The organism is Promicromonospora sp. NFX87 (assembly GCF_048564965.1).
Classification (GTDB): domain Bacteria; phylum Actinomycetota; class Actinomycetes; order Actinomycetales; family Cellulomonadaceae; genus Promicromonospora.
Genome location: NZ_CP183413.1, coordinates 3,347,595 through 3,361,654 on the forward strand (window position 1 = coordinate 3,347,595; position 14,060 = coordinate 3,361,654).

The 14,060-nt window shown below is 72.3% G+C and carries 11 protein-coding genes; 5 read left to right on the forward strand and 6 right to left on the reverse strand.

The window, feature by feature from the left end:
• The first annotated feature begins 49 nt into the window (after positions 1-49).
• The 3 genes from ACNYC2_RS15105 to ACNYC2_RS15115 are packed head-to-tail and all read left to right on the forward strand — an operon-like array spanning position 50 to position 4,880.
• Positions 50-1,429 carry an MFS transporter gene (locus tag ACNYC2_RS15105; RefSeq protein WP_419702582.1) on the forward strand — a complete coding sequence of 460 codons (1,380 nt, stop codon included), beginning with the start codon at positions 50-52 and terminating at the stop codon, positions 1,427-1,429.
• Positions 1,430-1,479: 50 nt separating this feature from the next.
• Complete coding sequence (locus ACNYC2_RS15110; protein WP_419702583.1) at positions 1,480-3,420, forward strand: FAD-binding monooxygenase; 1,941 nt, start codon at positions 1,480-1,482, stop codon at positions 3,418-3,420.
• Complete coding sequence (locus tag ACNYC2_RS15115; protein WP_419702584.1) at positions 3,417-4,880, forward strand: NAD-dependent succinate-semialdehyde dehydrogenase; 1,464 nt, start codon at positions 3,417-3,419, stop codon at positions 4,878-4,880. The genes ACNYC2_RS15110 and ACNYC2_RS15115 overlap by 4 nt, the downstream gene beginning before the upstream one ends.
• A gap of 107 nt (positions 4,881-4,987) precedes the next feature.
• On the opposite strand, the gene ACNYC2_RS15120 is transcribed toward ACNYC2_RS15115, so the two are convergent.
• On the reverse strand, positions 4,988-5,794 hold the full coding sequence (locus ACNYC2_RS15120; RefSeq protein WP_419702585.1) for a GH12 family glycosyl hydrolase domain-containing protein: 807 nt from the start codon (positions 5,792-5,794) through the stop codon (positions 4,988-4,990).
• A gap of 293 nt (positions 5,795-6,087) precedes the next feature.
• Between ACNYC2_RS15120 and ACNYC2_RS15125 the strand changes: the two genes are divergently transcribed.
• Positions 6,088-7,752 (forward strand): thiamine pyrophosphate-binding protein, encoded by a 1,665-nt coding sequence (locus ACNYC2_RS15125; RefSeq protein WP_419702586.1) that lies wholly within the window; start codon positions 6,088-6,090, stop codon positions 7,750-7,752.
• Here the strand turns inward: ACNYC2_RS15125 and ACNYC2_RS15130 are convergent.
• The 4 genes from ACNYC2_RS15130 to ACNYC2_RS15145 all read right to left on the reverse strand — a co-directional run bounded on the left by ACNYC2_RS15130 (position 7,749) and on the right by ACNYC2_RS15145 (position 11,993).
• A complete protein-coding gene (locus ACNYC2_RS15130) occupies positions 7,749-8,594 on the reverse strand; it encodes a carbohydrate ABC transporter permease (protein ID WP_419702587.1) in 846 nt (281 codons plus the stop codon). The two genes, ACNYC2_RS15125 and ACNYC2_RS15130, sit on opposite strands and share 4 nt — an antisense overlap.
• Complete coding sequence (locus ACNYC2_RS15135; RefSeq protein WP_419702588.1) at positions 8,591-9,508, reverse strand: carbohydrate ABC transporter permease; 918 nt, start codon at positions 9,506-9,508, stop codon at positions 8,591-8,593. Before ACNYC2_RS15135 ends, ACNYC2_RS15130 begins: the two co-directional genes overlap by 4 nt.
• Positions 9,505-10,947: an extracellular solute-binding protein gene (locus ACNYC2_RS15140; protein WP_419702589.1), complete on the reverse strand. Its 1,443-nt coding sequence runs from the start codon at positions 10,945-10,947 to the stop codon at positions 9,505-9,507. The genes ACNYC2_RS15135 and ACNYC2_RS15140 overlap by 4 nt, the downstream gene beginning before the upstream one ends.
• A 125-nt stretch (positions 10,948-11,072) precedes the next feature.
• On the reverse strand, positions 11,073-11,993 hold the full coding sequence (locus tag ACNYC2_RS15145; RefSeq protein ID WP_419702590.1) for an alpha/beta fold hydrolase: 921 nt from the start codon (positions 11,991-11,993) through the stop codon (positions 11,073-11,075).
• 81 nt (positions 11,994-12,074) lie between these two features.
• Here ACNYC2_RS15145 and ACNYC2_RS15150 point away from each other — a divergent pair, with 81 nt between their 5' ends.
• Positions 12,075-12,650, forward strand: a complete 576-nt coding sequence (locus tag ACNYC2_RS15150) for a hypothetical protein (RefSeq protein WP_419702591.1) — start codon at positions 12,075-12,077, stop codon at positions 12,648-12,650.
• Between the two features lie 24 nt (positions 12,651-12,674).
• On the opposite strand, the gene ACNYC2_RS15155 is transcribed toward ACNYC2_RS15150, so the two are convergent.
• Entirely contained in the window at positions 12,675-14,015 is a 1,341-nt protein-coding gene (locus ACNYC2_RS15155) for an FAD-binding oxidoreductase (RefSeq protein ID WP_419702592.1), read from the reverse strand.
• Between the last annotated feature and the right edge of the window lie 45 nt (positions 14,016-14,060).

Consider the following 14,060-nt stretch of genomic DNA (forward strand, 5'->3'; position numbering starts at 1 on the left):
CCACCGGCCCGCCAACGACGGCGGGCCCGGATGACGAGGGAGTCATGCGATGTCACGCCTAGTCCCGGACGGAGCCTCCGCGGCCCACGCCACCGAGTCCCGCGAGCGCCGCCGCGTCGTCCTCGCGACCATCGTCGGCACGACGGTCGAGTGGTACGACTTCTTCATCTACGCCTCGGCCGCCGGCCTCGTCTTCGGCCAGCTGTTCTTCGAGCCTGCCGGTTCGAGCCTCGGCACCCTCCTGGCGTTCGGCTCGGTGGGCGTCAGCTTCCTGTTCCGCCCGCTCGGCGCGTTCGTCGCGGGGCACCTCGGCGACAAGTACGGGCGGCGCGTGGTGCTCGTCCTGACCCTGGTCCTGATGGGCATGGCGACCGCCCTCATCGGTCTGCTGCCGACCTACGCCCAGATCGGCGTCGCGGCACCGGTCCTGCTGGTGCTGCTGCGGATCCTGCAGGGCATCTCGGCCGGCGGCGAGTGGGGCGGCGCCGTCCTCATGTCCTGCGAGCACGCACCGGTCGAGCGGCGCGGCCTGTTCGGGGCCTCGCCCCAGATCGGTGTCCCCCTCGGCCTGCTGCTCGCGTCCGGGGTGCTGGGCATCATGAACGCCGTGGCGCCCGGCGAGGCGTTCCTCGCCTGGGGCTGGCGTGTCCCGTTCCTGCTGAGCGTCGTGCTGATCGGCATCGGGTACTGGGTGCGCCGGAGCGTCGAGGAGAGCCCGGTGTTCGTCGAGATCTCCCAGCGCGCGGAGACCACCCGCCAGCCGCTGCTGCGGCTCTTCCGCAGGCACACGCCGCTGGTGATCGTCGCCGCCCTCGTCTTCGCCGGCAACAACGCCGTCGGCTACATGACGACGGGCGGCTACATCCAGCGGTACGCGTCCGACCCGGCAGGTCCGGTCGGCCTCGACCGCGGTCCGGTGCTCTGGGCGGTGACCATCTCCGCCGTCGTCTGGCTCGTGTCCACGTGGTTCGCGGGCGCGGTGTCCGACCGTCTCGGCCGGCGCACCACGTACGCGATCGGCTTCGTGGTGCAGCTTGCCGGTGTGCTCGCCCTGTTCCCGCTGGTCAACGGCGGGACGTTCGGCTCGTTGCTGCTCGGCCTGAGCTTCCTGTCCGTGGGCCTCGGGCTCACCTACGGGCCGCAGGCGGCGCTCTACGCCGAGCTGTTCCCGGCGTCGATCCGGTTCTCCGGAGTCTCCATCTCCTACGCGATCGGGTCGATCCTGGGCGGCGCCTTCGCGCCGACGATCGCCACGGCCCTGGTCCAGGCGACGGGCACGACGACAGCGGTGACGATGTACCTGGCGGGCATGACGGTGATCGGGCTGGCGGCGGTCCTCATGCTGCGGGACCGCACCGGCATCCCGCTGGGGCCGGACCACGAGGAGCTGCAGGCCGCCAGCCCGGTCTACGGTCTCGCCAGGGCCTGAGGCCCCGGCGCCCGTAGGCAGAGCCGCACCACGAGCAGAACGGAAGAACGATGCAGTTCCACCATCACGGCTACGTGTCCGGTGACCCGCGCGTCCAGCCCGCCGCCGGCTACGGTCTCGAGCGCCCCGCCGAGCTGCCGGACGAGGTCGACGTGCTCATCGTCGGCAGCGGCCCGGCGGGCATGATCGCCGCCGCGCAGCTGGCGCAGTTCCCCGGCATCCGCACCCATGTCGTCGAGCGGCGGGCCGGACGCCTCGAGATGGGCCAGGCCGACGGCATCCAGGCACGCAGCGTCGAGACGTTCCAGGCGTTCGGGTTCGCGGAACGCATCACCGCCGAGGCGTACCGGATCACCGAGATGGCGTTCTGGAAGCCCGACCCCGCCAACCCGGCGAACATCGTCCGCGGCGCCGTCCCGCCGGACGACGCCCACGGCATCAGCGAGTTCCCGCACCTGATCGTCAACCAGGCGCGGGTGCTCGACTACTTCGCCGAGGTCGCGGCACGGGCGCCCGCCCGGGTGACCCCGGACTACGGGCTGGAGGTCGTGGGGCTCACCGTCGCCGACCACGGCTCGCATCCCGTCACCGTGACGCTGCGACACACCACCGGACCGCAGGAGGGCAGCGAGCGCACGGTGCGCGCCGGTTACGTCATCGGCTCGGACGGCGCGCACAGCGCCGTCCGGCAGGCGATCGGCCGCAAGCCCGTGGGCGACCGAGCCAACCACGCCTGGGGCGTGATGGACGTGCTCGCGGTGACCGACTTCCCCGACGTCCGCACCAAGTGCGCCATCCAGTCGCACGACGGCGGGTCCATCCTGCTCATCCCCCGCGAGGGCGGCTACCTGGCCCGCTGGTACGTCGACCTCGGCGAGGTGCCGCCGGGCGAGGGCGCCCGCATCCGCGCGACGTCGCTGGACGAGGTGATCGCGCGGGCGAACCGGATCATCCACCCGTACACGCTGGACGTGAAGGACGTGCCCTGGCACAGCGTGTACGAGGTGGGCCACCGGGTCACCGACGGGTTCGACGACGTGCCCGACGACCTCACCGGCCTCCGCACGCCTCGGGTGTTCCTCACGGGCGACGCCTGCCACACGCACAGCGCGAAGGCCGGTCAGGGCATGAACGTCTCGATGCAGGACGGCTGGAACATCGCCTGGAAGCTGGCCCACGTGCTCACGGGCCGGGCACCCGAATCCCTGCTGGCCACCTACTCGGCCGAGCGGCAGGTCGTCGCTCAGGACCTCATCGACTTCGACCGGGAGTGGTCGCGCCTCATGGCCACACCCCCGGAGGACCTGCCCGACCCGACCTATCTCGAGGACTTCTACGTCAAGACCGCCGAGTTCCCCTGCGGGTTCATGACGCAGTACCAGCCCTCCATGATCGTGTCCGAGCCGGTCCATCAGCACCTAGCGACCGGCTTCCCGGTGGGCAAGCGGTTCAAGTCGGCCCCGGTGGAGCGCGTCGCCGAGGGCAACCCCGCCCACCTCGGGCACCACGCCCGCGCCGACGGGCGGTGGCGCGTGTACGCGTTCGCCGACGCGGCGGCGCCCGGCGAGCCCTCGGCGCTGCGGGAGTGGGCAGAGTGGCTGGGCACGGCACCCGGGTCGCCACTGCTGCGCCACACCCCGGCCGGCACGGATCCGGACTCGGTGCTCGACGTCAAGGTCGTCTACCAGCAGGACCACTTCGGGGTGGAGTTCCCCGACGTGCCGGAGGTCTTCAAGCCCCGGGTGGGCCCGTTCGAGCTGGTCGACCACGAGAAGGTGTACGCGACCGACCCCGAGCAGGACATCTTCGAGCTGCGGGGCATCGACCGGGGCGGCGTGGTGGTCGTCGTGCGGCCGGACCAGTACGTTGCCGCTGTGCTCCCCCTGAGCGCGACGGACGAGCTCAGCGCGTTCTTTGCCGGTGCACTGCTCCAGCCGGACAGCCCGCCCGCGAACACGCTCACGAACCTGCCCACGAAGGAGAACACATGACCGACACCCGCGAGTCCGACCTGCTGGACTCCGTCCCCGACGGGCTGCTCATCGGCGGCGTGTGGCGGCCCGCCACGGCCGGCGCCACGCTCACGGTCGAGGACCCGGCGACCGGCAAGACGATCAAGTCCATCGCGGACGCCGGCGCGGAGGACGGCATGGCCGCGCTCGACGCCGCCGTCGACGCCGCGGCCGCGTGGGCCGCCATGCCGGCCAGGACCCGTGGGGAGATCCTCCGCCGCGCGTTCGACCTCCTCCAGGAACGCAGCGAGGAGTTCGCCCTGCTGATGACCCTGGAGATGGGCAAGCCGCTCGCGGAGGCCCGCGGCGAGGTCGCGTACGGCGGCGAGTTCCTGCGCTGGTTCTCCGAGGAGGCCGTGCGCATCACGGGCCGCTACGGGCCGAACCCCGAGGGCACCGGCCGCATCATCGTCAGCCAGCACCCTGTCGGGCCCTGTTTCCTCATCACCCCATGGAACTTCCCGCTGGCCATGGCCACGCGCAAGATCGCGCCCGCCCTCGCGGCCGGCTGCACGGTGGTGATCAAGCCCGCGGCCCTGACGCCGCTGACCACCCTCTACCTCGCGAGGCTGCTGCAGGACGCCGGCCTGCCCGACGGCGTGGTCAACGTGGTCACGACGACCAGCTCCGGCGCCGTCTCCGAGCCGATCATCAGCGACCCGAGGCTGCGCAAGCTGTCCTTCACGGGCTCGACGCCGGTGGGCCAGAAGCTCCTGGCGCAGGCGGCGCCGGGCGTGCTGCGCACCTCCATGGAGCTGGGCGGCAACGCCCCCTTCGTGATCTTCGAGGACGCCGACCTGGACCAGGCGGTCAAGGGCGCCCTCGCGGCGAAGTTCCGCAACATCGGGCAGGCGTGCACGGCCGCCAACCGCTTCATCGTGCACTCCTCGGTCGCCGACGAGTTCGCCCGCAGGGTGACCGCCGCGGTGAACGACTTCGTGATCGGCCGCGGCACCGAGTCAGGGGTGACGATCGGCCCGCTGGTGGACGACAAGGCGGTCGCGAAGGCCGAGGCGCTGGTCCAGGACGCGGTGGCCCGGGGCGCCGAGCTCGCCACCGGCGGCTCGCGCGTCGACGGGGCGGGCAGCTTCTTCGAGCCGACGGTCCTGACGGGCGTCGCGCCCGGCAGCGACATCCTGCGCGAGGAGATCTTCGGCCCGGTGCTCGCCATCGCCACTTTCGACACCGAGGACGAGGCGGTGGCGCTGGCCAACGACACCGAGTACGGGCTGGTGAGCTACGTCTACACCGAGAGCCTGGCGCGCGGCCAGCGCATGATCGAGCGCCTGGAGACCGGGATGATGGGCCTCAACGTCGGCGTCGTCTCCAACGCGGCGGCGCCGTTCGGCGGCTGGAAGATGTCCGGCCTGGGCCGCGAGGGCGGCGCCGAGGGCATCCACGAATACCTCCAGACCAAGTACACGCTGACCCAGGCGTAACAGTCGCCCCCGCAGTTGTCGCGAAGTAGAGCGCTTGTCCGACTCTTCCCGGAGGAACCCAGGGAGACCCGGACAAGCGCTCTACTTCGCGGTCCTACGGGAGCGGGCTACTGGACGTCTACCCAGTAGCTGTTGGTGTTGAGCTGGCCGTTGCCGGTGAAGACCTCCGTGCCGGCCTGGACGCTGCTGAGGTACTTGCTGTTGCTGATCCAGCCCCGGTTCACGAGGTTGCCGGTGAAGTCCCGCAGGTTGAGGTTCACCGAGTTGGTGTTCGAGGTGCGGACGAACGAGAACACGTTCCACCCGTTGCCGTTGCCGGCGTCGATCCAGCCGCGGTACAGGTCCCAGGTCCCGCCGCCGATGCTGACGGTCGCCTGACGGGTGCCGGCAGGCCCCGCGCCGCCAGACTTGTACGGCCAGATCATGATCTCATCGGTGGGATTGCTCGACGCCCCGGGGTTCGACTGGTTGTGCAGCCAGAGGTCGTAGGCGACGTTCATGGTGCCCGAGCCGGTCACGCCGTAGTCCCACGTCGTCGGGACGCTGCGGTTGGCGCTCAGCTGCACCGGGAGCTCCGTGCCCGAACGCTGCCAGCCCCAGTGCCAGCCGAGGACGACGCTGGAGTAGCTCTTGACCGAGTTGGACTGCCCGCTCCACTCCCAGTTGGTGCCCCAGCCGATCGTGTCGCCCGACTGCCAGTTGTCCCACACGCACTGCCACCCGGAGCCGGACCCGCTGCCCCAGAGGTTGTTGACGACGTAGTACTTGCCCATCGCGATGTTGCCGCCGCTCGCGCAGGTGCTGGCGGCCTGAGCCGGCGCGGCCGTGGCCACGACGGGGACCACTGCGAGGCACAGCGCGGCGACGATGCCAGTGATCCGGTGTTTGATCGATGCGGTTCGACTCTGACGCATCTCGGTCCTTTCGGTCAGGTCTCGTCGGCCCCCCATTGGCCCGACGAAATCCGCTGAAAAGCGGGTGAAACCAATGATGGGGTGAAGTTTCAGAAATGTCCATCGTTTGGCATGAACTCGTCGAAGCGCTTCCGCGTCGAGAGCGGCCGAGAGGGCGTAGCTATACTTCGGAGCGTCAAGGCGGACGAACCGCCTGCGCTCGAAAAAGGGGCGCGCGGCAGCCCGCCGGCCGGGCCGCACGGGACACATACGGACCGCACCACTCATCCGTCACTGTTTCCCTGGAGGCCCCCGTGCCCACCGTGTCCGCACACGTCGCCCGTACCGTTGCCCGCCACGTCGACCACGTCTTCGGGGTCATGGGCAACGGCAACGCCTGGTTCCTCGACGACCTCACCCGCTCGACGCAGGCCCGGTTCACGGCCGTCCGCCACGAGGCGGGTGGTGTGGTCGCCGCCGACGCCCACTTCCGGGCGTCGGGCCGCATCGCCGCCGCCACCGCGACCTACGGCGCCGGGTTCACCAACGCGCTGACCGCCCTCGCCGAGGCCGCCGCGGCCCGCGTGCCGCTCGTGCTGCTGGCCGGCGACGAGCCGACGTCGGGCCCCCGGCCCTGGGACGTGGACCAGATAGCGCTCGCGGCCGCCGTCGGCGCCCGCACCTATACCGTCGGCCGCGCGGACGCCGCGGCCACGAGCGTCATCGCCATCGAGCACTCCCTGACCTACCGCGTGCCCGTGGTGCTGGCCATCCCCTACGACGTCGCCGCGCTGGAGGCCGGGCCCATCCCCGACGCGCCGGAGCCCACGCTCCCCGCACCGATGGCCCCGACCGGACCGTTCGACGCCGCCGCCATCACCGACCTCGCCAAGCACCTCGCCACCGCGGAGCGGCCGCTGCTGCTCGCCGGGCGGGGCGCCTGGCTCGCCGGCGCGGGCCCGGCGCTCGGCGACCTCGCGGAGGCGACCGGGGCGCTGACCGCGACCACCGCGCTGGGGCGGGGGGTCTTCCCCGACGGCCGGTACGACCTGGGCGTCGCGGGCGGCTTCGGCGCCGAGCGGGCGATGGAGCTGGTGCGCGAGGCCGACGTCGCCGTCGTGGTCGGGGCGTCGCTCAACCAGTTCACCATGCGGTTCGGCGACCTGTTCGCACCCGGCACCCGCGTCGTCCAGGTCGACACCGCGCCCGCCGCGACGCACCGCCATGTCGGGGGCTTCGTCCGGGGCGACGCCGCCCTCGTGACCCGCATCCTCCTGGACGAGCTGAACACCCTGGCCGCCAAGCCGTCCGGCTGGCGCGAGACCGTGGACGTCGCAGCGGCCCGGCGCTACGACACCGGCCCCGCCGACGGGATCGCCCCCGACGGCCGCCTCGACCCGCGCGCCGTCGCGCACCGCCTCGCCGACCTGCTGCCCGCGCAGCGCGTGGTCGTCTCGGACGGCGGCCACTTCATCGGCTGGGCCAACATGTACTGGCCGGTCGCCTCCCCCGACCGCATGGTGATGGTCGGCACCGCCTACCAGTCCATCGGGCTGGGCTTCCCCAGCGTCGCCGGCGCCGCGGCGGCCCGGCCCGACGACGCCGTCGTGCTCACCACCGGCGACGGCGGCGGGCTGATGGCGCTCGCCGACCTCGAGACCGCGGTGCGCACCGCCGGCGGGCGCGGCATCACCGTCGTCTGGAACGACGCCGCCTACGGGGCCGAGGTGCACGTCTACGGGCGGCAGGGCATCACCAAGGAACCGATGCTCATCCCCGAGACCGACTTCGCGGCGCTCGCGGAGGCGGTCGGCGCGGAGGGCGTCGTCGTCCGCTCGCTCGCCGACCTGGACCGCCTCGCGACGTGGGCCGCCGAGCCGGTCGCCGACCGTCGGTTCCTGCTGCTCGACTGCCGGGTCTCGGGAGACGTCGTCGCCCCGTACCAGGAGGAGATCCTGCGGGCGAACCGCACGCGCTAACCCTTCGAACCGGTCGTCGCGATCCCCTGCACGAAGTACCGCTGCCCCGCGAAGAACAGCAGGATCATCGGCACGGTGGTGATGACCGACGCCGTCACGACCACCTCCCACTGCGACTCGCCGCCCGGGCCGAACTGGTCGATCACGGCCTTGAGCCCACGCGGCACAGTGAACGTCGCCGAGTCCTGCAGGTACACCAGCGGGCGCATCAGGTCCGTCCAGGAGGCCTGCGCCTCGAAGAGGAACGTCAGCACGAGCGCCGGCCGGCACAGCGGCACCGCGACCAGCCAGAACAGCTTCCACTCGCTCGCACCGTCGAGCCGGGCCGCCTCGAAGGGCTCGCGGGGCAGGCTGAGGAAGAACTGCCGCAGCAGGAACACGTAGAACGCGCTCGCGAAGAGGTTGCCCGCCCAGAGCGGCACGTTGGTGCCCACGAACCCCAGCCGGTGCCAGATCAGATAGGTCGGGATGAGCGTGACGGCACCCGGCAGCATCATCGTCGCGAGCACCACGCCGAACAGCGGCCCCCGGCCCCGGAACCGGTAGTGCGCGAAGCCCCACGCGACCAGGGCGCTGGAGACGGTCACGGTGGTCGCCGCGAGCGCCGTCACGACCAGCGTGTTGCCGAGCCACAGGGCGAGGGGCGCGGACTCCCACACGGTGAGGTAGTTCTGGAGCGTGGGGTGCTGCGGTACGAGCCGGTTGTCGAAGATCTCGCCCCGCGGCTTGAAGGACGCCGACAGGAGCCACACCAGCGGGTAGACGAAGACGACGGTGAGCGCGACCAGGGCGACGAGGACCGGGACGCGCGCCCAGCGCCGGCTCTGGCGTGCGGCGGTCATCGCTGCTCCCCCTCGTAGTAGACGACTCTGCGTGACACGAGCAGCTGTACCGCGGTGACCAGCATGATGACGACGAACAGGAGCCATGCGAGCGCGGAGGCGTAGCCCATGTGCAGCTCGGCGAAGCCCTCGCGGAACAGGTAGATCACGTAGAACAGGGCGGCGTCGTTGGAGTAGGTCGAGCTGCCCGCGCCGAAGTACGCCGAGTACGCCTCGGTGAACATCTGGAACGCGGCGATGGTGTTGACCACGGTGACGAAGAACAGGGCGCCGCTGATCATGGGCAGCGTGACGGTGCGGGTGCGGCGCCACCAGCCGGCCCCGTCGACGCGGGCGGCGTCGTACAGCTCGACGGGCACGTCCTGCAGCGCGGCCAGCAGGATGACGACGGCGGCGCCGACGGACCAGAGGCTCACCAGGGCGAGGCCCGGCTTGATCCAGTTCGGGTCGGTGGTCCAGCTGGGCCCGTCGATGCCGACGGCGCCCAGGGCCTCGTTCACGAGTCCGTACTCGCCGTTGAACAGCAGGAGCAGCAGCACCCCGACGGCGACCGGCGGCGTCATCTTGGGCACGAAGAACGCCGTGCGGAAGAACCCGGACGCGCGTCCCGCCTGGTGCAGCAGCAGCGCGAGCGCGAGGGCGACCAGCACGTACAGGGGCACCTGGACCACCGTGTACTGGAGCGTGTTCCACAGCGCGAGGCGCACCTGCGGGTCGACCGCCATGCGCTCGTAGTTCTCCAGGCCGACGAACGACGGGTCGGTCAGCACGTCGTAGTCGGTCAGGGAGAGGTAGGCGCTGTAGAAGATCGGCCAGGCCGTGAAGACCAGGAAGCCGACGATCCAGGGGCTGATGAAGGCCAGGCCGGCGTTGCGCTCGCGGCGGGCGCGGGCGCTGGGACGCGCAGCCGTCACTGCTTCTCGTCCCACGTCGCCCACGCCTCGTCGAGGGCGGACTGTGCCTCCTCCTGCGCCTGGGCCAGCGCCTCGGCGGGTTCCTGCTGGCCGTTGAGCACGCGGTTGACGGCGTCCTGCCACGCGGTCTCGAACTCGGCGCCCGCAGGGTTGGCGGGCAGCGTGAACGTGTGGTCGTTGGCCTCGTACATCGCGTCGACGGCGTCGCCCCATGGCGCGGGCGGATCGGCGGGCACGAGCGTCTCGCGGATCTGGGCGTCGGCCTCCTCGTTGCCGGTCAGGACGCCGGTGAACACCAGTCCGTCGGCCTCGCGAGCATCCGCCCGGGCCTGCGCGGCCTCGGTCCAGGCCTCCGTCTCGGTCATGCGGGCGGCGTACGCGCAGGCGGCTGCCGGGTCCTTCGCCCCGACGGGGATCGCCCAGGCCGAACCCGTCGCATAGGCGTGCACCTCGCCGTCGGGGCCCTTGACGGGGCCGAAGGCCAGCGGGGCGTCCGGGGAGCTCTCGTTCAGCACGTTGACGTACCACTGCTCCATCGCCATGGCGCCGAGCTGGCCGGTGGCGAACTGGTTGCCCTCGCCGAAGAAGTCCGCCGAGTCGCGGAAGGTCTTGACCTTGGGGAACCCGCCCTGCGCGTCGTAGACGGCTACCGCGTCCTCCAGCGCCTGCACGACGGCGGGGTCGTCGAGCTGCGCGGTGCGGCCGTCCTCGGACAGGAGGTCGACACCGCGGCCCTTGGCCCACAGCGGCAGGAACTCGGGCAGCTTCGAGTCGACGCCGATGACCGACAGCTTGCCGCCGTCGCGCCGCGTCATCGCCTCGGTGGCGGCCAGCACGGCGTCCGGGTCGGACCCGTCGACGTCGGCGACGCTCAGGCCCGCGTCCGCGAGGAGGTCGGCGTTGGCCATGGTGATCTGCACCATGTTGAACTCGGGGATGCCGTAGAGCTCGTCGTCGAAGGTCACCTCGGCCAGCGCCGGGTCGACGAACGCGTCGGTGTCGATCCCCTGCTCCTCGACGCAGGCCGACAGCGGCAGGACGGCGCCGCGTGACGCGAAGGTGCCGATCTGGTCGCGCTCGGCGTAGATCAGGTCGGGCGGGTTGCCCGCCGCCGCTGCGGACAGGAACGCCTGCGGGTCCAGCGCCCCCTCGGACAGCTTGACGTCGATCCCGAGGGCCTCGGTCGCGCGCTCGTGCCGGACCTCGCCGATCTCGTCACCGGTGCCGAACCCCATGACCTGGAGCGTGCCGCCGGGCGACGGCGAGGCCCCGAAGTCGACGTCGGACCCTGCTCCGTCCTCCGCACCGATGCCGGTGGCACAGCCCGTCGTCCCGAGCAGCAGGGCGAGGATCCCGGCCGCGACCGGACCCGCGGCGTAGCGAGTGCTGCGCCCGGCGGCGCGGGGCGGACGGGCGAGGTGCTGACGTGGCGCGGGCATGGTGATCCTCCTCCGTGCGGGCTACCGGCGGCGCTCCTCGGCCGGTCCGGGATCATCGTGTGCCCGGGCCGGGGCACTCGCACGAGAAGCGGTTCTCGCCCGCTGGGCACCGTCAGACTCCGCCGTCAGGACGTGCCGTGCACCCGCCCGAGGAAGTCGCGCGCCAGCTCGACGACCTCGTCGAGGTTCGTCTCCAGCAGCCAGTGGCCGCCGTCGAGGAGGTGCAGCTCGGCGTCCGGCAGGTCGCGCAGGTAGGCCCGCGCCGCCCCCTCGGGCATGTAGCCGTCCTGCGGGCCCCAGGCGATGAGCGCCGGGGGCCGGTGCTCGCGCAGGTACGCCTGGTAGCGGGGGAACCAGTCCAGGTTCTCGCGCAGCCCCTCCATCAGGCCCACCATGACGCCGCGGCGTTCCGGGGTCCGGAGCTGCGCCCACGCCACCGTCCACAGCTCGGGCGGGATGCGCTCGGCCAGCTCGTCGCGCACGTCGTTGAGGAACTCCTCGCGGAACCCCTCCTCGGTCACCGCGTTCTCCAGCACCGCGCGCCCCTCGGGCGTCGGGTTCTTCCAGTAGGCCCGCAGCCCCTCGTACTTCGGCCCCAGCTCGTCCTCGTAGATGTCGCCGTTCTGGATGATCAGCGCGGCGACCCGCCGGGGCGCCCGGATGGCGAGGCGCAGCCCGATCTGGGAGCCGTAGTCGTGCAGGTACAGCGCGTACCGGTCCAGGCCCAGTCGGGTGCAGAACGCGTCGAGGAAGCCCGCGTAGCCGTCGAAGGAGTAGTCGAAGGTCGCCGGACCGGGCGTGCCGCTGTACCCGAAGCCCGGGAGGTCGGGGGCGACCGTGCGCCATCGGTCGGCGAGCGCCGGCATCAGGTCGCGGAACTCGTACGACGAGCAGGGATAGCCGTGCGGGAGCAGGAGCACTGGCCCGTCCGGTGGTCCGGCCTCGCGGTAGAACACCCGCACGCCGTCCAGGTCGAGCGTGCGGTGGCGGACGGCGCGGTCGGTGCCCGCGTGGTCAGCGGCTTGCTGCGGGGGTGATATCTCCATGATTCTCACCATCGCGAGCCTCAGTCCGGCTCGCAACGGGGTGCGGGGGCCGCAATCGCGAGGCCCTGCCATGATGAACGGGTGACCGCCTACGACCTGCACGTGACCGAAGCCGACCCGGCCCGCGTCGTCACGGTCCTGCCCGGGAGCGGCTACACCGCCATGGCCCCGCTGCTCTGGTACGCGCGCAGCGCGCTGCGCGACCTGGGCTGGACGGTCCGCACCCTGGAGTGGGCGGCCAGGCCGTCCTTCGGCACGGCGCGTGAGTCGTACGCGGAGATCCTCGACGGCCGCGGCGCACCCGGTCAGGACGCGCTGCACCTGGTCGTGGCCAAGTCCCTCGGCACGCTCGCCATGCCGATGGCGGTCCACCTCGGCCTGCCGGGCGTCTGGCTCACCCCCGTGCTCACCAGCGAGCAGGCGCCCGACGTCCGGGAGACGGCCGCCGAGCTGGACGAGGACCACCTGCTGATCGGCGGCACAGCCGACCCCCTGTGGGACGGCGAGCTCGCGGACGGCTCGGAGGCCGACGTCCTCGAGGTGGAGGACGCCGACCACAGCCTCGAGGTGCCGGGCACCCGGGCCGAGAATCTCGCGATCCTCGACGAGGTCGTCAGCGCGATCGAGGAGTTCGCGGGCTCGTTCGGCGAGGAGTGAGGGCCGCCCGGCGGGGTCGGCGCATCAACCCGCCGGCTCCGCCGCGGGTGGGATGTTCTGGTTCAGGTGGAAGACGTTGTCCGGGTCGTAGACACCCTTGACCGCGGCGAGGCGCGCGAGCTTCGCGGGCGGGTAGGCCCGCTGGACGCCGGCCGCGCCGTCGTCGCCGAGCACGTTGACGTAGACGCCGCTGGCGAAGGGTTCGAGGCGGGCCGCGCTGGCCCGCGCCGCCGCGATCCTCTCGGCGTCCTCGGCCGGGTCGGTCCAGCCCGTGGCCGCCACGTACTCGAAGCGGGTGTCCCGCTGGCTGAACGCGGCGTCGTCGTCCGGCACGTCGGCGATGGCGCCGCCGTACGCCTGGAGGCCCGCCCGGACGCCGGGTTCGGTGGCGAGCAGCGCCTCTATCGCGCCGAGGGACAGGTCGGTGAGGTAGTGCCCCTTCCAGTAGCGCCGCACGGCGTGGCCCGCCGTGCTGTCCTCCCGGGTCTGGAGGTCCAGGTAGGACAGCTCCTCGACGCGGCGGGCCACCGGTGTGCTCGGCACCGTCACGAGCTCCGACTCGAGCTCCGCCGCGTGCGCCAGCCCCTCCTCCGGGTCGCCGACCCACACGAGACCGAGCGCCACCACGCCGTCGTGCACGCCGGCGGTGTAGGTGGCCGCCCGCGGGGCCCGCGCGGCGAGGTCGCGCCACCGTGCGACGGTCGGCACCGCTCCCCCGACCGGGAAGTCGAGCTCGACGCTGAGCGCACGGGTGCCGACGTCGTGCAGCCGGAACTCGAGCTCGGTGACGACGCCGAAGTTGCCGCCCCCGCCGCGCAGCGCCCAGAACAGGTCGGGCCGCTCGTCGGCCGACGCGCGGACCACCTCGCCGGCCGCCGTGACCACCTCGTAGGAGACCACGTTGTCGCAGGCCAGGCCGCACTGCCTGGCCAGCCAGCCCATCCCGCCGCCCAGGGTGAGCCCGCCGACGCCGGTGTGCGACGCGTTGCCCGCCGTCGTGGCGAGCCCGTACGGCTGCGTCGCCGCGTCGAGCGCGCCCAGCAGCGCGCCGCCCTGCACCCACGCCCGCCTGCGCTCCGGGTCCACCCGGACCGCACCCATCGGCGTCAGGTCGATCATCAGCCCGCCCTCGGGAACCCCGTGCCCGACGACGCTGTGGCCCCCGCAGCGGACACCGACCTCCAGGCCCTCCCGCCGCGCCAGCGCGAGCGCCGCCACGACGTCGTCGGCCTGCCGGCAGCGGACGATCAGCGCCGGCCGGTGGTCGACCATCGCGTTCCACACCGCGCGGGCCTCGTCGAACCCGGCGTCGCCCGGCCAACGCACGTCGAGCCCTGCCACCACGGGGTCCTCGATCCTGTCCATGTGCTCGCTCCTCCTGGTCCCGCGCGGTCCCGCGCTCGGAGTCCC

What these genes read in the sequence shown, in the direction of transcription:
- ACNYC2_RS15105 (WP_419702582.1), top strand. Translation starts at nt 50, where the DNA reads ATGTCACGCCTAGTCCCGGACGGAGCCTCCGCGGCCCACGCCACCGAG.
- ACNYC2_RS15110 (WP_419702583.1), top strand. Translation starts at nt 1,480, where the DNA reads ATGCAGTTCCACCATCACGGCTACGTGTCCGGTGACCCGCGCGTCCAG.
- ACNYC2_RS15115 (WP_419702584.1), top strand. Translation starts at nt 3,417, where the DNA reads ATGACCGACACCCGCGAGTCCGACCTGCTGGACTCCGTCCCCGACGGG.
- ACNYC2_RS15120 (WP_419702585.1), bottom strand. Translation starts at nt 5,794, where the DNA reads ATGCGTCAGAGTCGAACCGCATCGATCAAACACCGGATCACTGGCATC.
- ACNYC2_RS15130 (WP_419702587.1), bottom strand. Translation starts at nt 8,594, where the DNA reads ATGACCGCCGCACGCCAGAGCCGGCGCTGGGCGCGCGTCCCGGTCCTC.
- ACNYC2_RS15140 (WP_419702589.1), bottom strand. Translation starts at nt 10,947, where the DNA reads ATGCCCGCGCCACGTCAGCACCTCGCCCGTCCGCCCCGCGCCGCCGGG.
- ACNYC2_RS15145 (WP_419702590.1), bottom strand. Translation starts at nt 11,993, where the DNA reads ATGGAGATATCACCCCCGCAGCAAGCCGCTGACCACGCGGGCACCGAC.
- ACNYC2_RS15155 (WP_419702592.1), bottom strand. Translation starts at nt 14,015, where the DNA reads ATGGACAGGATCGAGGACCCCGTGGTGGCAGGGCTCGACGTGCGTTGG.